At 54.4% G+C, this 20,024-nt stretch carries 14 protein-coding genes, 4 tRNA genes, 3 rRNA genes and 1 riboswitch; of the genes, 4 read left to right on the top strand and 17 right to left on the bottom strand.

Annotated features, from left to right (window positions below):
• Positions 1 to 30: 30 nt before the first annotated feature.
• The 4 genes from AFK65_RS00855 to ilvL form a co-directional block, all read right to left on the bottom strand.
• Positions 31 to 960: a branched-chain amino acid transaminase gene (locus AFK65_RS00855; RefSeq protein ID WP_004387276.1), complete on the bottom strand. Its 930-nt coding sequence runs from the start codon at positions 958 to 960 to the stop codon at positions 31 to 33.
• 20 nt (positions 961 to 980) lie between these two features.
• Positions 981 to 1,238 carry an acetolactate synthase 2 small subunit gene (gene ilvM / locus AFK65_RS00850; protein WP_007704300.1) on the bottom strand — a complete coding sequence of 86 codons (258 nt, stop codon included), beginning with the start codon at positions 1,236 to 1,238 and terminating at the stop codon, positions 981 to 983.
• Positions 1,235 to 2,881 (bottom strand): acetolactate synthase 2 catalytic subunit, encoded by a 1,647-nt coding sequence (gene ilvG, locus AFK65_RS00845; protein WP_038858371.1) that lies wholly within the window; start codon positions 2,879 to 2,881, stop codon positions 1,235 to 1,237. Before ilvG ends, ilvM begins: the two co-directional genes overlap by 4 nt.
• Before the next feature lie 138 nt (positions 2,882 to 3,019).
• Complete coding sequence (gene ilvL / locus AFK65_RS20510; RefSeq protein ID WP_071601137.1) at positions 3,020 to 3,118, bottom strand: ilv operon leader peptide; 99 nt, start codon at positions 3,116 to 3,118, stop codon at positions 3,020 to 3,022.
• Positions 3,119 to 3,468: 350 nt separating this feature from the next.
• On the opposite strand from ilvL, the gene AFK65_RS00840 reads away from it, so the two are divergent.
• Positions 3,469 to 4,989: a YifB family Mg chelatase-like AAA ATPase gene (locus tag AFK65_RS00840; RefSeq protein WP_007704293.1), complete on the top strand. Its 1,521-nt coding sequence runs from the start codon at positions 3,469 to 3,471 to the stop codon at positions 4,987 to 4,989.
• 78 nt (positions 4,990 to 5,067) lie between these two features.
• Here AFK65_RS00840 and AFK65_RS00835 read toward each other — a convergent pair whose 3' ends face one another.
• The gene (locus AFK65_RS00835) at positions 5,068 to 5,406 is read right to left on the bottom strand and encodes a DUF413 domain-containing protein (RefSeq protein WP_007704291.1); all 339 of its coding nucleotides are present in this window, start codon (positions 5,404 to 5,406) and stop codon (positions 5,068 to 5,070) included.
• A gap of 107 nt (positions 5,407 to 5,513) precedes the next feature.
• On the opposite strand from AFK65_RS00835, the gene hdfR reads away from it, so the two are divergent.
• Positions 5,514 to 6,347: an HTH-type transcriptional regulator HdfR gene (hdfR, locus tag AFK65_RS00830; protein WP_201765216.1), complete on the top strand. Its 834-nt coding sequence runs from the start codon at positions 5,514 to 5,516 to the stop codon at positions 6,345 to 6,347.
• Positions 6,348 to 6,452: 105 nt separating this feature from the next.
• On the opposite strand, the gene AFK65_RS00825 is transcribed toward hdfR, so the two are convergent.
• The 9 genes from AFK65_RS00825 to btuB all read right to left on the bottom strand — a co-directional run bounded on the left by AFK65_RS00825 (position 6,453) and on the right by btuB (position 14,759).
• Positions 6,453 to 6,528: transfer RNA gene (locus AFK65_RS00825), tRNA-Trp, on the bottom strand.
• 8 nt (positions 6,529 to 6,536) lie between these two features.
• Positions 6,537 to 6,613, bottom strand: a tRNA-Asp gene (locus AFK65_RS00820).
• A 54-nt stretch (positions 6,614 to 6,667) separates the two neighbouring features.
• Positions 6,668 to 6,783, bottom strand: a 5S ribosomal RNA gene (gene rrf / locus AFK65_RS00815).
• A gap of 92 nt (positions 6,784 to 6,875) precedes the next feature.
• Positions 6,876 to 9,777: ribosomal RNA gene (locus tag AFK65_RS00810) — 23S ribosomal RNA — on the bottom strand.
• Between the two features lie 168 nt (positions 9,778 to 9,945).
• Positions 9,946 to 10,021, bottom strand: a tRNA-Ala gene (locus AFK65_RS00805).
• Positions 10,022 to 10,054: 33 nt separating this feature from the next.
• Positions 10,055 to 10,131, bottom strand: a tRNA-Ile gene (locus AFK65_RS00800).
• Positions 10,132 to 10,200: 69 nt separating this feature from the next.
• A 16S ribosomal RNA gene (locus tag AFK65_RS00795) occupies positions 10,201 to 11,743 on the bottom strand.
• Together the 16S, 23S and 5S rRNA genes with 4 tRNA genes alongside form the textbook arrangement of a ribosomal RNA operon.
• Before the next feature lie 366 nt (positions 11,744 to 12,109).
• Positions 12,110 to 12,961 (bottom strand): glutamate racemase, encoded by an 852-nt coding sequence (gene murI / locus AFK65_RS00790; RefSeq protein ID WP_032805105.1) that lies wholly within the window; start codon positions 12,959 to 12,961, stop codon positions 12,110 to 12,112.
• Entirely contained in the window at positions 12,906 to 14,759 is a 1,854-nt protein-coding gene (gene btuB / locus AFK65_RS00785) for a TonB-dependent vitamin B12 receptor BtuB (protein WP_032805791.1), read from the bottom strand. Before btuB ends, murI begins: the two co-directional genes overlap by 56 nt.
• A 70-nt stretch (positions 14,760 to 14,829) precedes the next feature.
• Positions 14,830 to 15,014: riboswitch (cobalamin riboswitch) on the bottom strand.
• 118 nt (positions 15,015 to 15,132) lie between these two features.
• On the opposite strand from btuB, the gene trmA reads away from it, so the two are divergent.
• Positions 15,133 to 16,233: a tRNA (uridine(54)-C5)-methyltransferase TrmA gene (gene trmA / locus AFK65_RS00780; RefSeq protein ID WP_007704282.1), complete on the top strand. Its 1,101-nt coding sequence runs from the start codon at positions 15,133 to 15,135 to the stop codon at positions 16,231 to 16,233.
• Positions 16,234 to 16,262: 29 nt separating this feature from the next.
• Here the strand turns inward: trmA and AFK65_RS00775 are convergent, their stop codons facing one another.
• Together AFK65_RS00775 and fabR are read right to left on the bottom strand one after the other, a co-directional pair.
• The gene (locus AFK65_RS00775; protein ID WP_007704281.1) at positions 16,263 to 16,622 is read right to left on the bottom strand and encodes a YijD family membrane protein; all 360 of its coding nucleotides are present in this window, start codon (positions 16,620 to 16,622) and stop codon (positions 16,263 to 16,265) included.
• A 10-nt stretch (positions 16,623 to 16,632) separates the two neighbouring features.
• Positions 16,633 to 17,271: an HTH-type transcriptional repressor FabR gene (gene fabR, locus AFK65_RS00770; protein WP_007779290.1), complete on the bottom strand. Its 639-nt coding sequence runs from the start codon at positions 17,269 to 17,271 to the stop codon at positions 16,633 to 16,635.
• A 193-nt stretch (positions 17,272 to 17,464) separates the two neighbouring features.
• Between fabR and sthA the strand changes: the two genes are divergently transcribed.
• Positions 17,465 to 18,865 carry a Si-specific NAD(P)(+) transhydrogenase gene (sthA, locus tag AFK65_RS00765; RefSeq protein ID WP_038858383.1) on the top strand — a complete coding sequence of 467 codons (1,401 nt, stop codon included), beginning with the start codon at positions 17,465 to 17,467 and terminating at the stop codon, positions 18,863 to 18,865.
• Here the strand turns inward: sthA and oxyR are convergent.
• The gene (gene oxyR / locus AFK65_RS00760; protein WP_004386937.1) at positions 18,848 to 19,765 is read right to left on the bottom strand and encodes a DNA-binding transcriptional regulator OxyR; all 918 of its coding nucleotides are present in this window, start codon (positions 19,763 to 19,765) and stop codon (positions 18,848 to 18,850) included. The genes sthA and oxyR overlap by 18 nt on opposite strands.
• Positions 19,766 to 20,024: the final 259 nt, after the last annotated feature.

The raw sequence follows: 20,024 nt of genomic DNA, 5'->3' as shown, positions 1-20,024 counted from the left end.
CTGATGCCGCCCGTGCAGGTGTTATTGTGCTTACGGGTTAACCTGGTCCAGCCAGCCCCATTTATCTTCGGTCTCACCGGTGAACAGGCCAAAGAATGCCTGCTGAACGCGTTTGGTGACCGGGCCACAGCGGCCTTCGCCTACCTGAATGCCATCTACGCTACGCACCGGCGTGATTTCCGCCGCAGTGCCGGACATAAACACTTCATCGGCCAGGTACAGGGATTCACGGGAGAGCACCTGCTCACGGACTTCAATGCCCATATCTTTGGCAAGCTTGATGATGGCGTCACGGGTGATGCCAGGCAGCGCGGAAGAGGTAAACGGCGGGGTATAGATGACGCCATCTTTAACTTCAAACAGGTTTTCGCCCGCGCCTTCAGAGATATAACCGTGAACATCCAGCGCGATGCCTTCCTGGTAACCGTGACGACGCGCTTCACTGCCGACCAAAAGAGAGGAAAGGTAGTTACCGCCTGCTTTGGCGGCGGTAGGAATGGTGTTTGGCGCCGCGCGATTCCATGAAGAGACCATCGCGTCGATCCCCTGATCCAGCGCTTCCGCACCCAGATACGCGCCCCACGGGAACGCGGCGATAATGACGTCCGTCTTGTAGCCCTCAGGCGGGTTAACACCCATACCGACATCGCCCACGAACACCAGCGGACGGATGTACGCGCTGGTGAGTTTGTTTTCACGAATGACCTGGCGACAGGCTTCCATTAACTCATCAACAGACTGGCTAACCGGGAAGCGATAAATTTTGGCGGAATCACGCAGGCGCTGCATATGTTCACGATGGCGGAACACGACCGGCCCTTTATGCGAATCGTAACAGCGGATCCCTTCAAAGACTGATGTACCATAGTGCAACGCATGGGACATGACGTGAACTTTCGCCTCGCCCCAGGGAACCATTTCGCCGTTGAACCAAATGTAATCAGCTTTTTTCGTCGTCATTTTTCTTCTTCCTTTTGCGCTCAGGCGCGGATTTGTTGTGATGTGGGTTGCTGGATTTCGACGCACGCGACATCGACCAGTTTGCTTAGCTGACTAAACAGTAATTCGACTGGACGAGGGCTGGCAACGGTCAGCTCAATATTTATATTTTCCGCATTAGCGCCAGCCGCCATATTCATGGCGCAAATTTGAAAGCCACGGTGACGCACCACGCGCAGCACACGTTCCAGGGTTTCCGGTCGAAAGCGAGCCTGTACGGCGAGTTGATGTTGCATCATGATATTTTCTCCAGCATTTGTGAGTTGCTGGCGCCAGGAGGCACCAGAGGCCAGACGTTTTCAGCTTCATCGATTGAAACGTGCAGCAGATAAGGACCTTCGCTGTTGAACATAGCCTCCAGCGCGGCTTCCACCTGGTCTTTACGGGTGATGCGCTGACCGGCAATGCCAAAGGCGCTGGCCAGCGTCAGAAAATCAGGGTTATCAGACAGATTCGTCTCGCTATAACGCTCTGAGAAGAAAAGCTGCTGCCACTGGCGCACCATTCCAAGGCGCTGGTTATCCAGCAGAACAATCTTCAGGGGCAATTGCTTACGCTTCACGGTACCCAGCTCCTGAATGTTCATCATGAAGGAGCCGTCGCCCGTCACGCAGATAACGGTATCGTCAGGGCGCGCCACTTGTGCACCTACCGCCGCGGGCAGTCCAAACCCCATCGTGCCGAGACCACTTGAGGTGATGAAATTTTCCGGGCGGCTAAAGCGCATGTGCTGCGCCGCCCACATCTGATGCTGGCCTACATCGGTGGTCACAACGCTGTTTGCCGGTTTGCGGTCAGAGAGCTGCTTTAATAACAACGGTGCAAAAATGCCTTCGCCGGGATGATCGTAACGCCAGTCATGTTCACTTCGCAGCGCCGCGACGCGCTCACGCCAGGCGTCGATCGTCATCGGACGTTGCAGCGCGGGTAATAAAGCATTGAGATCGCCCTGCAGCCCTACATGCGCCTGACGCAGCTTGTTCAGTTCAGCCGGATCGATATCCATATGGATAACTTTGGCGTGGGGAGCAAAAGTATTGAGCTTACCGGTGACGCGATCGTCAAAGCGCGCGCCAACCGCTATCAGCAAATCGCACTCCTGCACCGCCAGGTTCGCGGCTTTAGTGCCGTGCATACCCAGCATGCCGACATACCACGGATAGCTCGCTTCCACAGCGCCAAGCCCTTTCAGCGTGACCGCGCAAGGGATCTGCGTTTGCGCCATAAATTCGCGCAGCGCCGGCACCGCCTGCGCCATGCCGACGCCACCGCCGACATAGAGCATAGGTTTTTCAGCCTGGCTCAGTAAGGTACGCGCCTGTTCCAGCTCCGCCTGAGGGATAACAAACGTATCCTCGACACTGGAAAGCCATGGCTCAAGCTCCCCACTGGCCAGTTGAATGTCTTTAGGAATATCGATCAGTACCGGCCCAGGACGACCCGAGCTCGCCAGATGAAAAGCATGCGCCATGATTTCCGGCAGCTCGTCCAGCGACTCTACGAGAAAGCTGTGTTTGGTACAGGCAAGCGACAGACCGAGTACGTCGACTTCCTGAAAGGCATCGGTACCGATAAGCGGCGCCGCGACCTGCCCGGTGATTGCCACAACGGGAACCGAATCCAGCAGCGCATCCGCAAGGCCCGTGATCAGATTGGTAGCGCCTGGCCCGGAGGTAGCGATACATACGCCGGTTTTACCGGTAGCGCGTGCATAGCCGATGGCCGCCATTGCTGCGCCCTGCTCATGCCGACACAGTAGGTGTTCCACGCCGCCGTCGTATAACGCATCATAAACCGGCATTATCGCCCCGCCCGGATAGCCAAATACGGTATCCACTCCCTGAGCTCGCAAAGCATGTACCACCCACTGTGCACCATTCATAGTTAGTTCCCCGCCTTACAATGCGGACAACAGAATTTTATGCTGCTACTCATTCTCTGTTCCTCGCTTAAGTTTTAGGTCATAAAAAAACCCCCGGACCTTTCGGTGCGGGGGTTTTCGACGATTCAGGCTTGATTTCTAAGCCTTTCTTCTTCCGAGTGCAGCCCCGCACGGTGGGTTAATAATCACCACCACGCTAATCACGACCAGGCTAATCACTAGTAGAAGGGTTGTCATTTCTGTATGTACTTACGTCATATTCGAAGGAATACCTAAGAGTTATCACAGAGAACAAAGCTGTGACAAGAAATATTTATGACGCAGCACTGCAATACATTCAGCAAATCTATTAAAACCCAACGTAATCAACCAGTAGCGTTAACTGAAATTTTTTCAGGATTTTTAGCGATCGCGCCTGCCGGCGCAATGCTCTTCTGAAAACTTATTACGCTTTTGCGAGACATCTCGGGCAAATTTTAAATATGCAATATCTTGCAGAAAAAGATCGCTATATGTATCGAATAAGCGCGTATTTCACCTCGATAAACCTCTTTATTCTGGCGATGCTTCACGCCTGAGGAGGGGTTATGTCGCTATCAGTTATCCATACTCGCGCTGCGCTTGGGGTTAAAGCACCTCTCGTGACGGTCGAGGTTCATATCAGCGCAGGGCTGCCAGGCCTGACGATTGTCGGCCTGCCGGAAACAACCGTTAAAGAATCCCGGGATCGGGTACGTAGCGCGATCATCAATAGTGGTTATGATTTTCCGGCGAAAAAGATCACTATTAATCTTGCCCCTGCCGATCTGCCAAAAGAAGGAGGACGCTATGATTTGCCAATTGCGATAGCGCTTCTCGCTGCTTCTGAGCAGCTGCACGCATCGCATCTTGGTGAATATGAATTTGTAGGAGAGCTTGCGCTTACAGGCGCGTTAAGAGGCGTACCCGGCGCTATTTCAGCCGCTATGGAGGCGCTTGGGTGTAAAAGGAAAATTATCGTCGCGCATGACAATGCGCAAGAAGTTGGGCTCATTAACAAAGAGGGTTGTCTTGTCGCTCATCATTTACAGGAGGTCTGTGCTTTTCTTGAAGGGAAAACCACGCTGGAACCTGCTCAGCCATCCGGCTTTGAATTCAGAGCGCCAGCGGGAGACCTGAACGACGTTATCGGGCAACCGCAGGGAAAGCGCGCACTGGAGTTAACGGCAGCAGGCGGCCATAACTTGCTGTTTATAGGGCCGCCCGGCACGGGAAAAACGATGCTCGCCAGCAGACTCAATGGGTTACTTCCGCCTCTGAGCGACCAGGAGGCGCTGGAGAGCGCCGCAATACTGAGTCTGGTCAATCCCGTCGCATTGAATCATCAGTGGCGTCAGCGGCCATTCAGAGCCCCTCACCATAGCGCATCGCTGAATGCCATGGTGGGTGGAGGAGCAATACCTGCGCCGGGCGAGATTTCACTGGCTCATAATGGCGTGCTTTTCCTTGATGAATTACCTGAGTTTGAGCGGCGGGTGCTGGATGCATTACGCGAACCCATCGAATCCGGGCAAATTCATCTTTCACGGACGCGGGCGAAATTAACCTATCCGGCGCGCTTTCAGCTTATCGCCGCCATGAACCCCAGCCCGACAGGACACTACAAAGGGAATCATAACCGCTGCTCGCCAGAACAAACGCTACGTTATCTCGGTCGTCTTTCAGGCCCCTTTCTCGACAGGTTTGATATCTCAATCGAAATTCCTCTTCCTCCGCCAGGTATGCTTAGTCAGGCGGGACAGGCAGGCGAAAGCAGCTCACAAGTACGAGAACGGGTACTTCAAAGCCGTGAATGTCAATTTGCACGGCAAGGGAAGCTCAACGCCATGCTGGATAATCGGGAGATACGCCAGTTCTGCGTACTTAGCCCGACAGATGCGCAGTGGCTTGAAGCGGCGTTAATTAAACTGGGACTATCCATTCGCGCCTGGCAGCGTTTACTTAAAGTAGCGCGCACTATCGCAGATAGCGAACAGAAGGAAAGGATTGGTCGTGAACATTTGCAGGAAGCGCTGAGTTATCGCGCAATAGACAGGATGCTGGCGCACTTGCAAAAACTTATGGCATAACGGGAATAACATTATCCAGGTATATAAGCCGCCAGCGGGCGATACATAAGACAAATGGGGCTTGCGCCCCATTTATGATTACTCATCCGTTTCCACAAAATCGTCCATCCCTTCCATTTGCGGCTTGCCGCCAGACAGGGTATGGAAACGCTTGGGACGTTTGATTCGTGTCATGTATTTGGACCACACGCGTTCTGCTTCAGTAGCAGGTTCGCGAATACCTCGACAGACATCAACAAATTGCTTTTCTTCAGCAGTCACAGGCTCACGCTTGCCGAGATCAAGTTCATTAAAGGCATAGCCATGACGCTCAAGCAGCTGTGCTTCTTTAATCGTGAAATCACCATGGCGAGAGAACCCGCGCGGATAATATTTGTTGTCGAAAAATCGATTAGTCGTCGTAAAGCTTTCCGCCATCCTACACGCTCCTAATTCTCTTGGCCGAGCTATTTATGGCGCGGAGTATTAGTTACGCTTGACAGAGTGTAAAACAAAACATTTAAATCATTACGACAAATTTTTTTGTGGAGTGGGATGTGGATACCGACTTGCTGAAAACCTTTCTTGAAGTCAGCCGAACGCGCCATTTTGGCAGGGCGGCTGAAGCGCTTTACCTGACACAGTCAGCGGTGAGCTTTCGCATCCGTCAGCTGGAAAATCAACTGGGTGTTAACCTTTTTACTCGTCACCGCAATAACATACGCCTCACGGCCGCGGGTGAAAGACTATTACCTTATGCTGAAAATCTGATGAATATATGGCAGACGGCCCGTAAAGATGTCGCACAGACGTCTCGCCATAACCTTTTTTCTATTGGGGCCAGCGCGTCTCTTTGGGAGTGTATGCTCTCCGAATGGCTGACAAGGCTGTACCGGGAGAAAGGGAGTATGCAATTTGAGGCGCGTATCGCTCAGCGACAGTCCTTGGTTAAACAGTTGCATGAACGGCAGTTGGATCTGCTGATCACCACTGAAGCGCCCAAAATGGATGAGTTTTCGAGCCAGTTGCTGGGGCATTTTACCCTCGGCCTTTATTGCGCCACGCCGGAACGTAGCAAGACCAGCCTTAATTATCTTCGACTTGAGTGGGGACCTGATTTTCAGCAGAACGAGGCAGGGCTGGTGACGCCAGAGGATATTCCTGTGCTGACAACCAGTTCGGCCGATATCGCCAGAAAAATGCTGCCGGAATTACAGGGATGTACCTGGCTACCGGTTAACTGGGCTAAAGAAAAAAATGATCTACATCCGGTGCTGGATAGCACGACGCTTTCTCGCCCGCTTTATGCTATCTGGCTGCAAAATAGTGATAAAAACAGCAGCATAAAAGATCTTCTGAAGATCCCGGTAATCACTTAATTTGTGGTTTGTGGAATATTACAAAGGGAAAGAGACGATAAAAGGAGGGGTTATTCGGTAAAAAACAGATAAAAAAAATCCTTAGCCGAAGCTAAGGATAATTTCTGGCAGGGGCGGAGGGACTCGAACCCCCAACACCCGGTTTTGGAGACCGGTGCTCTACCAATTGAACTACGCCCCTAAATAGGGTGGCGGAACGGACGGGACTCGAACCCGCGACCCCCTGCGTGACAGGCAGGTATTCTAACCGACTGAACTACCGCTCCACCGAATTTCTTCACACCACCGGATTATTGTTCCGGCTTACTGCTTAATTTGATGCCTGGCAGTTCCCTACTCTCGCATGGGGAGGCCCCACACTACCATCGGCGCTACGGCGTTTCACTTCTGAGTTCGGCATGGGGTCAGGTGGGACCACCGCGCTACAGCCGCCAGGCAAATTCTGTTCGTCCACCGCTTTACGCCATGAACGTTTATCCGTCACAAGCTGAATATCTCTCTCAACACGCCAGACTTCTTTGGCGTTGTAAGGTTAAGCCTCACGGTTCATTAGTACCGGTTAGCTCAACGCATCGCTGCGCTTACACACCCGGCCTATCAACGTCGTCGTCTTCAACGTTCCTTCAGGACTCTCAAGGAGTCAGGGAGAACTCATCTCGGGGCAAGTTTCGTGCTTAGATGCTTTCAGCACTTATCTCTTCCGCATTTAGCTACCGGGCAGTGCCATTGGCATGACAACCCGAACACCAGTGATGCGTCCACTCCGGTCCTCTCGTACTGGGAGCAGCCCCCCTCAATTCTCCAGCGCCCACGGCAGATAGGGACCGAACTGTCTCACGACGTTCTAAACCCAGCTCGCGTACCACTTTAAATGGCGAACAGCCATACCCTTGGGACCTACTTCAGCCCCAGGATGTGATGAGCCGACATCGAGGTGCCAAACACCGCCGTCGATATGAACTCTTGGGCGGTATCAGCCTGTTATCCCCGGAGTACCTTTTATCCGTTGAGCGATGGCCCTTCCATACAGAACCACCGGATCACTATGACCTGCTTTCGCACCTGCTCGAGCCGTCACTCTCGCAGTCAAGCCAGCTTATGCCATTGCACTAACCTCCTGATGTCCGACCAGGATTAGCTGACCTTCGTGCTCCTCCGTTACACTTTGGGAGGAGACCGCCCCAGTCAAACTACCCACCAGACACTGTCCCCACGCCGGATCACGGCGCCAGGTTAGAACATCAAACATTAAAGGGTGGTATTTCAAGGTTGGCTCCACGCAGACTGGCGTCCACGCTTCAAAGCCTCCCACCTATCCTACACATCAAGGCTCAATGTTCAGTGTCAAGCTGTAGTAAAGGTTCACGGGGTCTTTCCGTCTTGCCGCGGGTACACTGCATCTTCACAGCGAGTTCAATTTCACTGAGTCTCGGGTGGAGACAGCCTGGCCATCATTACGCCATTCGTGCAGGTCGGAACTTACCCGACAAGGAATTTCGCTACCTTAGGACCGTTATAGTTACGGCCGCCGTTTACCGGGGCTTCGATCAGGAGCTTCTCTTGCGATAACCCCATCAATTAACCTTCCGGCACCGGGCAGGCGTCACACCGTATACGTCCACTTTCGTGTTTGCACAGTGCTGTGTTTTTAATAAACAGTTGCAGCCAGCTGGTATCTTCGACTGACTTCAGCTCCACCCGCAGGGGCTTCACCTACATGTCAGCGTGCCTTCTCCCGAAGTTACGGCACCATTTTGCCTAGTTCCTTCACCCGAGTTCTCTCAAGCGCCTTGGTATTCTCTACCTGACCACCTGTGTCGGTTTGGGGTACGATTTGATGTTACCTGATGCTTAGAGGCTTTTCCTGGAAGCAGGGCATTTGTCACTTCAGCACCGTGGTGCCTCGTCATCACGCCTCAGCCTTAACTTTCCGGATTTGCCTGGAAAGTCAGCCTACACGCTTAAACCGGGACAACCGTCGCCCGGCCGACATAGCCTTCTCCGTCCCCCCTTCGCAGTAACACCAAGTACAGGAATATTAACCTGTTTCCCATCGACTACGCCTTTCGGCCTCGCCTTAGGGGTCGACTCACCCTGCCCCGATTAACGTTGGACAGGAACCCTTGGTCTTCCGGCGAGCGGGCTTTTCACCCGCTTTATCGTTACTTATGTCAGCATTCGCACTTCTGATACCTCCAGCATGCCTCACAGCACACCTTCACAGGCTTACAGAACGCTCCCCTACCCAACAACACATAGTGTCGCTGCCGCAGCTTCGGTGCATGGTTTAGCCCCGTTACATCTTCCGCGCAGGCCGACTCGACCAGTGAGCTATTACGCTTTCTTTAAATGATGGCTGCTTCTAAGCCAACATCCTGGCTGTCTGGGCCTTCCCACATCGTTTCCCACTTAACCATGACTTTGGGACCTTAGCTGGCGGTCTGGGTTGTTTCCCTCTTCACGACGGACGTTAGCACCCGCCGTGTGTCTCCCGTGATAACATTCTCCGGTATTCGCAGTTTGCATCGGGTTGGTAAGCCGGGATGGCCCCCTAGCCGAAACAGTGCTCTACCCCCGGAGATGAGTTCACGAGGCGCTACCTAAATAGCTTTCGGGGAGAACCAGCTATCTCCCGGTTTGATTGGCCTTTCACCCCCAGCCACAGGTCATCCGCTAATTTTTCAACATTAGTCGGTTCGGTCCTCCAGTTAGTGTTACCCAACCTTCAACCTGCCCATGGCTAGATCACCGGGTTTCGGGTCTATACCCTGCAACTTAACGCCCAATTAAGACTCGGTTTCCCTTCGGCTCCCCTATGCGGTTAACCTTGCTACAGAATATAAGTCGCTGACCCATTATACAAAAGGTACGCAGTCACCCTCTTACGAAGGCTCCCACTGCTTGTACGTACACGGTTTCAGGTTCTGTTTCACTCCCCTCGCCGGGGTTCTTTTCGCCTTTCCCTCACGGTACTGGTTCACTATCGGTCAGTCAGGAGTATTTAGCCTTGGAGGATGGTCCCCCCATCTTCAGACAGGATATCACGTGTCCCGCCCTACTCATCGAGCTCACAACCTGTGTGCCTTCGTGTACGGGGCTGTCACCCTGTATCGCCGGCCTTTCCAGACCGTTCCACTGACACACACGCTGATTCAGGCTCTGGGCTGTTCCCCGTTCGCTCGCCGCTACTGGGGGAATCTCGGTTGATTTCTTTTCCTCGGGGTACTTAGATGTTTCAGTTCCCCCGGTTCGCCTCGTTTGACTATGTATTCATCAAACGATGATGCACCGAAGTGCACCGGGTTTCCCCATTCGGACATCGCCGGTTATAACGGTTCATATCACCTTACCGGCGCTTTTCGCAGATTAGCACGTCCTTCATCGCCTCTGACTGCCAGGGCATCCACCGTGTACGCTTGTTCGCTTAACCTCACAACCCGAAGAAGTCTTCGTGCTGCGAGTTTGAGAGACTCTGACACACCGCGCATTCCTTATTACGGAGAAATGCAACAGCATGTCTGTTTCAATTTTCAGCTTGTTCCGGATTGTTAAAGAGCAAATACTTCGCAGTATACTCATCGAGTACACTCTGAAGTGATGGTGGAGCTATGCGGGATCGAACCGCAGACCTCCTGCGTGCAAAGCAGGCGCTCTCCCAGCTGAGCTATAGCCCCATCGTAGTTAAACCTCTTCAACTCCTGCGGAGTTGGTAGGCCTGAGTGGACTTGAACCACCGACCTCACCCTTATCAGGGGTGCGCTCTAACCACCTGAGCTACAAGCCTGTAGAGGTTTTGCTTCTTTACTTTCTATCAGACAATCTGTGTGAGCACTACGAGGTTGTATCTTTCAGGTAAGGAGGTGATCCAACCGCAGGTTCCCCTACGGTTACCTTGTTACGACTTCACCCCAGTCATGAATCACAAAGTGGTAAGCGCCCTCCCGAAGGTTAAGCTACCTACTTCTTTTGCAACCCACTCCCATGGTGTGACGGGCGGTGTGTACAAGGCCCGGGAACGTATTCACCGTGGCATTCTGATCCACGATTACTAGCGATTCCGACTTCATGGAGTCGAGTTGCAGACTCCAATCCGGACTACGACGCACTTTATGAGGTCCGCTTGCTCTCGCGAGTTCGCTTCTCTTTGTATGCGCCATTGTAGCACGTGTGTAGCCCTGGTCGTAAGGGCCATGATGACTTGACGTCATCCCCACCTTCCTCCGGTTTATCACCGGCAGTCTCCTTTGAGTTCCCACCATCACGTGCTGGCAACAAAGGATAAGGGTTGCGCTCGTTGCGGGACTTAACCCAACATTTCACAACACGAGCTGACGACAGCCATGCAGCACCTGTCTCAGAGTTCCCGAAGGCACTCCCGCATCTCTGCAGGATTCTCTGGATGTCAAGACCAGGTAAGGTTCTTCGCGTTGCATCGAATTAAACCACATGCTCCACCGCTTGTGCGGGCCCCCGTCAATTCATTTGAGTTTTAACCTTGCGGCCGTACTCCCCAGGCGGTCGACTTAACGCGTTAGCTCCGGAAGCCACGCCTCAAGGGCACAACCTCCAAGTCGACATCGTTTACGGCGTGGACTACCAGGGTATCTAATCCTGTTTGCTCCCCACGCTTTCGCACCTGAGCGTCAGTCTTCGTCCAGGGGGCCGCCTTCGCCACCGGTATTCCTCCAGATCTCTACGCATTTCACCGCTACACCTGGAATTCTACCCCCCTCTACGAGACTCAAGCCTGCCAGTTTCAAATGCAGTTCCCAGGTTGAGCCCGGGGATTTCACATCTGACTTAACAGACCGCCTGCGTGCGCTTTACGCCCAGTAATTCCGATTAACGCTTGCACCCTCCGTATTACCGCGGCTGCTGGCACGGAGTTAGCCGGTGCTTCTTCTGCGAGTAACGTCAATGACTGCGGTTATTAACCACAATCCCTTCCTCCTCGCTGAAAGTACTTTACAACCCGAAGGCCTTCTTCATACACGCGGCATGGCTGCATCAGGCTTGCGCCCATTGTGCAATATTCCCCACTGCTGCCTCCCGTAGGAGTCTGGACCGTGTCTCAGTTCCAGTGTGGCTGGTCATCCTCTCAGACCAGCTAGGGATCGTCGCCTAGGTGAGCCGTTACCCCACCTACTAGCTAATCCCATCTGGGCACATCTGATGGCATGAGGCCCGAAGGTCCCCCACTTTGGTCCGAAGACGTTATGCGGTATTAGCTACCGTTTCCAGTAGTTATCCCCCTCCATCAGGCAGTTTCCCAGACATTACTCACCCGTCCGCCACTCGTCAGCAGAGCAGCAAGCTGCTCCCTGTTACCGTTCGACTTGCATGTGTTAGGCCTGCCGCCAGCGTTCAATCTGAGCCATGATCAAACTCTTCAATTAAAAGTCTGATGCTCAAAGAATTAAACTGTTAGTTCGTAATGAATTAACTGTTGTTCACTTGAGACTTGATATTCGTTTATCGTCCGTAGACGTTAAGATATCAGTGCCCCGAGTGCCCACACAGATTGTCTGATAAATTGTTAAAGAGCGGTGCGACGCGGCGTTCAGCCTGCTGTCGCGAGGTGGCGTATATTACGCTTTCCTCTTTCAGAGTCAAGCGTTTATTTTCGCTTTCGTCTGCCTGACGGGCCGGCTCGTTCGCCGTTGTGCCGTGTCAGTGGAGGCGCATTATAGGGAGTTCTTTGCGCCTGACAACCCCTAATTTCAAAAAACTTTCTGACCGTCTCTTTTTTGTGCAAAAGCCTTTTAAACTGGCAATTTTTCGAGCTTATTAAAGCCATAACGCTGCAAAACGGACATTAACTGCGCAACTTCCGGCGTTAATGCCATGCAGTACGCAATATTCTCATCAGAAGAACACGCATCCGGCGCTTCATGCTCCAGCAGCCAGGCAGTGCGTCTGGCAATCGCCGCGCCAGAATCCACCAGCCGGGTGCCTTCCGGCAACACCTGCAACAGCTCGTCGGCCAGCAACGGGAAGTGCGTACAACCGAGGACCACGGTATCCGGCGGCTCAGGCATGCGCAGCCACGGACGCAGCACGCGACGCAGCGCTTCCAGAGAAACCGGCTCGCCGTGCAGTTTCGCTTCGGCAATTTCCACCAGCTCCGCTGAACCCAGCATTTCTATCTGGCATTCATTGGCGAAGCGCGCAATCAGCTCATGCGTATAAGGACGCTTAACCGTTCCGCGAGTCGCCAGCAGCCCCACCACGCCGTTCGCCGTCAGACGCGCGGCTGGTTTGATAGCAGGCACGACGCCCACAACAGGAAACGCGAATTTTTCACGTAGAGCAGGGAGAGAAACCGTACTGGCGGAGTTGCAGGCGATAACGGCAAGCGCCAGAGGGTAGCGCGCCTGAACGGCGGTCACAATCTCGACCACGCGCTCAACGATAAACGCTTCGCTCTTCTCACCGTATGGGAATGCAACGTTATCGAAAGCGTAGATGTAATGCAGATCCGGCAGGAGATGCCGGATCTCATCATAAACAGAAAGCCCACCCACACCCGAGTCAAAAACCAGTATGGTTGGGCGGGCCTCAGAAGGTGTAGCTGCCTGACAAGTTGTACTCCCGTCCTGCAGTTTGGTAGCCATAAGCCGTCTCGTAATCTTTATCGAACAGATTAGCTATTTTACCACGAACTGTAAGGTGAGAGGTGACCGGATACGAAACCGCGACATCCCACAGACTGACGCCGCCGAGCTTCACTTTTTCTGATGGGATAGCGTTAAAGTTAGTATCTTCGCGCTCGCCGATATACTGGTAAGTGACATCCCACCCAAAGTCTGAGACTTCACCGCTGAGATCGTATTTCACTTGTTGTCTGGCGCGACGCTGCAAGCGCTCATGTGTTTCATCATCACGCGGATCGATATACTGCAACGTAAGCTGATGACTCACAGGCCCGGTAGTCAGATTGCCAGTCCACTCCACTCCTTTAATCGTGGCGGATTTGACGTTGTAATAAGCGTCATTGTTATAGCTTATCAGGTTGTCAATCTTGTATCGCCACGCCGACAAGCGCCAGTCCAGAGGACCGGTTACCCCTTCAATGCCTGCTTCCCACTGCCTGGATTTTTCCGGCTGAAGATCCGGGTTGGACGCAATACCATACTGCGGCGACCCAAACTGCTGGGTCAGGCCCGGCGCCAGAAACCCTGTACCATATGAAAGGGTGGCACGGTAGCCATCCACAAACCCCCACCCAGCAGCGGTCTGCCAGGTACCATGCCAGCCAAACTGCTCATCATGATCTTCACGACCTGACGCTTCGAGCGTGACATCATCAAGCACCTGCTGCTGGCCGGTAAGGTAAATCCCCGTGGTATCGCGTTTATAGCGGTCAGTATCAGCCTGCGTTGTTGAGGTGAGTTTTTCCTGCTTCCAGTCCACTCCGGCACTGACGGAACCGTGACCGACAACAAGGTTGTTACCCCACTGAATATAACGCTGCTCCATGCGATCAAGCGTCGTGCCATCCTGGTAACGGCCATAAAGGCTACTGTAGTTATAGCTTTTCAGCTTCTGGAAACTGGCGATGAGCTGAGAAGAATAGATGTCGGCGTTATAGCGTAATCCGGTATCCCATGACTGATTGTCATACTGGTTTTCATCCGCGCTGAATGCCGGAGAAAACGGCGGGCTGCCTACATCGTAATCGGCGTTATTGGCATAGCCATAGCCGCGAAAGAAACCCTCAACGTTGTCAGAGAAATGATGCTGAAGGCTGCCAAAAAACGTTTTATTACGATAACCGTCGCGGTCGCTGTCATGGCTCCATGTCGATCCCGGCTGAACGTTAAATCCGTGGGTCGTCTGGTATGCCCCCATCGCCGTCACCACCGTGTCGCCAAAACGCTGACGCAGCGTGCCCGAATATTCCTGATAGCCCTTAGAACCGACACCAGCATCAATGCGTGACACTTCATCATCACTCTGCGTGATGATATTAATCACGCCACCAATAGCCCCGGAGCCATATACCGCCGAACGCGGCCCGCGAATAAACTCAATACGCTGAATTAGCGACACCGGGATTTGATAAAGATTAGAGTCATTGGATAGGTTTGGACGAGAAACTGGTACGCCATCCATCAGGATGAGCGCGTGGCGTGAATCCGTGCCGCGGACATAAACGGAAGCGAGTTGCCCCATTCCCCCGTTTTGTGAAATATCCACGCCAGGCAAACGACGCAATACATCCAGCACCGTTTTAGACTGCCATTTATCGATTTGCTCACGCGTCACGACATCAGTCGGCGCCAGCACCGTATTGACCGGCTGCTGAAAACGGTTGGCGGTCACCACCAGAGAATCTGAGTCGCCATCCTGCGCCCAGCCAGAAAACGCCGTGACGGAAAGCGCCGTCAGCAGCGAGATTTTTTTTATCATCATTAATGTAAGCATCCGCTTAACTTGTAGGATGCCGCAGGCGCACTTGATAGAACGCGATAAGTGCGCGAGATGCGACGTGACTCCGGCAGGTCTTCGGGCTTGGAGGTGTGTTACGGATGAGGACTTCCCACCGGCGGGCCGGCAGTGTCTGCGAACGCGTTCATCCCACCTGTCTTTACCGCTGCGCGTCAGCTCCAGATTCGCACTGGATTCCCTTTTCACTCACAGGAGACCGGAAACGGCATGCTACATGGAGCGCCAGACAGAAGTCCAGACTTCCATCTGTGATGATGCAAAAACAATCAACGCTGGACATCACGCCCGCATTCCCTACAATCCCGGCGTAAATTTTTATCACCCAGGACGCATGATGACCCCTGAACATCTCCCTATCGATCAATACGACGCACAGCTGGCCGAAAAAACCGAGCGCCTGCAAAGCATGATGGCGCCTTTCGCCGCGCCAGCGCCGGAGGTGTTCCGCTCGCCGGTAAGCCACTACCGCATGCGCGCCGAGTTCCGCCTCTGGCATGACGGCGACGACCTCTATCACATCATTTTCGATCAGGAGACGCGCAGCCGTATTCGCGTCGACAGTTTCCCGGCGGCGAGCGAGCTGATTAACGCCCTGATGCCGCGCATGATCGCGGGCATTCGCGACAACCGCACGCTGCGCCACAAGCTGTTCCAGATTGACTACCTGACCACCCGCAGCCAGCAGGCGGTCGTCTCGCTGCTCTATCACCGCGCGCTGGATGACGCCTGGCGTGAAGAGGCGACGCGTCTTCGCGATGCGCTGCGCGCCGACGGTTTTGATGTGCACTTCATCGGCCGCGCGACAAAAACCAAAATCATGCTCGATCAGGATTACATCGACGAGCGCCTGCCGGTAGCGGGCACGGAGATGATTTATCGCCAGGTGGAGAACAGCTTTACCCAGCCGAACGCGGCGATGAACATTCATATGCTGGAGTGGGCGCTGGATGTCACCCGGGGTTCAAAAGGCGATCTGCTGGAGCTTTACTGCGGTAACGGCAACTTCTCGCTGGCGCTGGCGCGCAACTTTAACCGCGTGCTGGCGACGGAAATCGCCAAGCCGTCCGTCGCCGCCGCGCAATACAACATTGCGGCCAACCACATCGACAACGTGCAGATTATCCGCATGGCGGCGGAAGAATTTACCCAGGCGATGAACGGCGTGCGTGAATTTAACCGCCTGCAGGGGATCGATCTGAAAAGCTACCAGTGCGAGACGATCTTCGTCGATCCGCCGCGCAGCGGGCTGGATCATGAGACCGTCAAAATGGTGCAGGCGTATCCGCGTATCCTTTATATCTCCTGCAACCCGCAAACACTTTGCGAGAACCTCGACACGCTGAGCCAGACGCACCGCGTCGAGCGCCTCGCGCTGTTCGATCAGTTCCCTTACACCCACCATATGGAATGCGGCGTACTGTTAACGCGCCGCTAATAAAAAAGGGCGCCTCAGCGTCCTTTTCTTCACTCTTCGTAGCGCGCTTTGCGCCGACGCAGGCGAAAGCCAATCCAGAACAACAGCACCACCGACAGCACCGACGGCAGGAAGTTAGAGCCAATCGCCGGATATTCGGCGCGCACCACGGCGCTGTAAAGCAGCACGCCCAGAATAAAACAGGCGGCGGCGATGCCCGGCAGGCCCACCGGCATCGTGCGGTTAAGGTAGCGCTGGTGCAGACAATACACCGTCAGCGCCAGGGAGATAATCGGGAAAATCGAGAAAGGCACGATGGAGCTAAACAGCGCCGCGCAGGTGCCGTTAATCGACAGGCCGGCTAACAGCGCCAGCAGCAGCGTACCCTTTTCTTGTGTCGTGGTTCTCATTGCTCGTCCTTCACTTATCGGAATTTTGCGCCATCTTTTCTTGTTCGCGACGGTACCAGTAGTAAGCGCCTTTGGAAATCATGCGCAGTTGCAAGACCAGCCGCTCTTCTAATTGCCCGCGCTGTTCCGGGCTCACGTCCAGCGCTTCAGCGCCGGCGCTAAAGACAATGGTCACCATCGCCTCCGCCTGAGCCTCGGTAAACGCGCGCGGCATATGATTTTCGAGTTCCAGATAATCGGCAAGTTCCGCGATGAAATGCTGGATTTCACGCGCCACCGCGGCGCGAAACGCCGCTGACGTCCCGGAGCGCTCGCGCAGCAGCAGCCGGAACGCGTTCGGGTTATTGCCGATAAACTCCATAAAGGTGGAGACCGACGTGCGGATCACGCTGCCGCCTTTGGCGATGCGCTGGCGCGCCTGGCGCATCAGCTGGCGCAGCATCAGGCCGCTTTCGTCCACCATCGTCAGGCCCAGCTCATCCACATCACGGAAGTGCCGGTAAAACGAGGTCGGCGCAATGCCGGCCTCGCGCGCCACTTCGCGCAGGCTCAGGCTGGCAAAACTTCTTTCCGCGCTTAGCTGACTAAACGCGGCTTCCACCAGCGACCGCCGGGTTCGTTCTTTCTGTTGCGCTCTGACGCCCATCACGTTGCCTGCTTCCTTCCTGTTGAAACGGCACTATACCAGTTTTAAAACTACCGGGTTTATAACGGATTGTGAATGATTGTTTACGACGAGCAGGCTACCAGAGATGGCAAAACGCACAGCGAGAATTGGGTTATTCTTTGGGTGATGTTACTATTCTGTTGCTTTTATGTATAAGAACAAGGTAAGCCTTACCATGCCACAAACCTACGATTATGATGTAATAGTGATTGGCTCTGGCCCCGGCGGCGAAGGCGCCGCAATGGGCCTGGTGAAACAGGGCGCCACGGTAGCCGTGATAGAGCGCTACCATAATGTCGGCGGCGGTTGCACCCACTGGGGCACCATCCCGTCGAAGGCGCTACGCCACGCCGTCAGCCGTATCATTGAATTTAACCAGAACCCGTTATACAGCGCCCACTCCCGTCCTCTCCGTTCCTCTTTCGCCGACATCCTCAACCACGCCGACAACGTGATCAATCAGCAGACCAACATGCGCCAGGGCTTTTACGAGCGCAACCGCTGCCAGATCCTGCAGGGCGACGCGCGTTTTGTTGATGAACATACGATTGAGCTTACCTGCAACGACGGCTCGATAGAGACCCTGACCGCTGAGAAATTCGTGATTGCCTGCGGCTCGCGCCCCTATCACCCGGACGATGTGGATTTCACCCACTCGCGCATCTACGACAGCGACTCCATCCTCAGCATGCACCATGAGCCGCGCCATGTGATTATCTACGGCGCGGGCGTCATCGGCTGTGAATACGCGTCGATTTTCCGCGGGATGAACGTCAAGGTGGATCTCATCAACACCCGCGACCGCCTGCTGGCGTTTCTCGATCAGGAGATGTCCGATTCGCTCTCATACCACTTCTGGAACAGCGGCGTGGTGATTCGCCACAACGAAGAGTATGAGCGTATCGAAGGCGTGGATGACGGCGTGATTGTGCACCTGAAATCAGGCAAGAAAGTGAAAGCTGACTGCCTGCTCTATGCGAACGGACGCACCGGCAACACCGATTCGCTGGCGCTGGAAAATATCGGCCTTGAGGCCGACAGCCGCGGGCTGCTGAAAGTGAACAGCATGTACCAGACCGCGCTGCCGCATATCTACGCCGTGGGCGATGTCATCGGTTATCCGAGCCTGGCGTCCGCCGCCTACGATCAGGGCCGCATCGCCGCCCAGGCGCTGGTGAAAGGCGTGGCGTCGGCGCATCTGGTGGAAGATATTCCGACTGGCATCTACACCATTCCGGAAATCAGCTCCGTCGGCAAAACCGAACAGCAGCTCACCGCCATGAAAGTGCCTTACGAAGTGGGTCGCGCGCAGTTTAAACATCTGGCGCGCGCGCAAATTGTGGGCATGAACGTGGGCACGCTGAAGATTTTGTTCCACCGCGAAACCAAAGAGATTCTGGGAATTCATTGCTTTGGGGAGCGCGCGGCCGAGATTATTCATATCGGCCAGGCGATTATGGAGCAGAAAGGTGGCGGTAACACCATTGAATACTTCGTTAACACCACCTTTAACTACCCGACGATGGCGGAAGCCTATCGGGTCGCCGCGCTGAACGGCTTAAACCGCCTGTTTTAACGCGCTGTCGAAGCGGCCATCCATCTGTTTGCGGATGGCCTCTGCGAGCTGTTCATAGCGGCTGCGCAGTGGCGAGCCAGGACGATACACCAGACCGATAGTGCGTCGCGGCTCCGGCTTCACGCAGGGCAGATAAACGACGCCGTCGCGATGGCGCTCCGGCGGCACGGCGAGCGCAGGCAAAAGCGTAATGCCGCTGCCCGCCGCCACCATATTGCGCAGCGTTTCAAGGCTGGTCGCGCGGAAATGCGTGTCTTCATCCGCGCCCGCTTCGAAGCAAAAGCCCATCGCCTGATCGCGCAGGCAGTGGCCGTCTTCCAGCATCAGCAGTTTTTCGCCCGCCAGTTCGCCCATCGGCACGCGGTCGCGTCCGGCCCACGGGTGATCTTCATAGACCGCCAGCAGCATCGGCTCATCAAACAGCGGCACTTCGATAAAGGCTTCGCTCTCTTTCACCAGCGCCAGAATAGCGCAGTCAAGCTTGCCGCTGTCGAGCTGGGCCAGCAGCTGATGCGTCTGCGCTTCGTGCAGATACATTTCGAGTTTGGGGAACGTCTGATGCAGCATCGGGATGATTTGCGGCAGCAGATAAGGACTGATGGTCGGGATAAGGCCGATATGCAGCGGGCCGGACATGGTTTCGCCCTGCTGGCTCGCCATCTCCTTCAGCACTTTTACTTCACGTAAAACGGTACGCGCCTGGTCTACCAGCAGCAGCCCCGCCTGTGTGAACAGCACTTTGCGGCTGGTGCGTTCCAGCAGCATCACGCCGAGTTCATCTTCAAGCTTACGGATTTGACCGCTCAGGGTTGGCTGACTCACGTGGCAGGCGTCCGCCGCACGCCGGAAATGGCGATGTTCGGCAAGGGCCACCAGGTATTCAAGATCACGAATATTCATTCTTCATCCTCCGCCGCCATGATAGTTCATGGCGATAGATAGCATAGCAACCAACGATTATCCCTATCAAGCACGAAAGTGAATAATAGCCTCAGCCGCGGAGAACATCACTCGTTACCCTCACCGAGTGATAACCCGCACACAGAGTCTCTCTGTTAGCCGTATAACTAAAGCCAACGTGAACTATTTAGCGGACAGTAAGTCCGCTTTTTTTTTGCCTGCGTTTCGGGACGCATAAAAAAAGCCCGACATCCGCCGG

Source organism: Cronobacter universalis NCTC 9529 (assembly GCF_001277175.1).
Taxonomy (GTDB): domain Bacteria; phylum Pseudomonadota; class Gammaproteobacteria; order Enterobacterales; family Enterobacteriaceae; genus Cronobacter; species Cronobacter universalis.
This window is presented reverse-complemented; position numbering and strand designations above follow the sequence as displayed.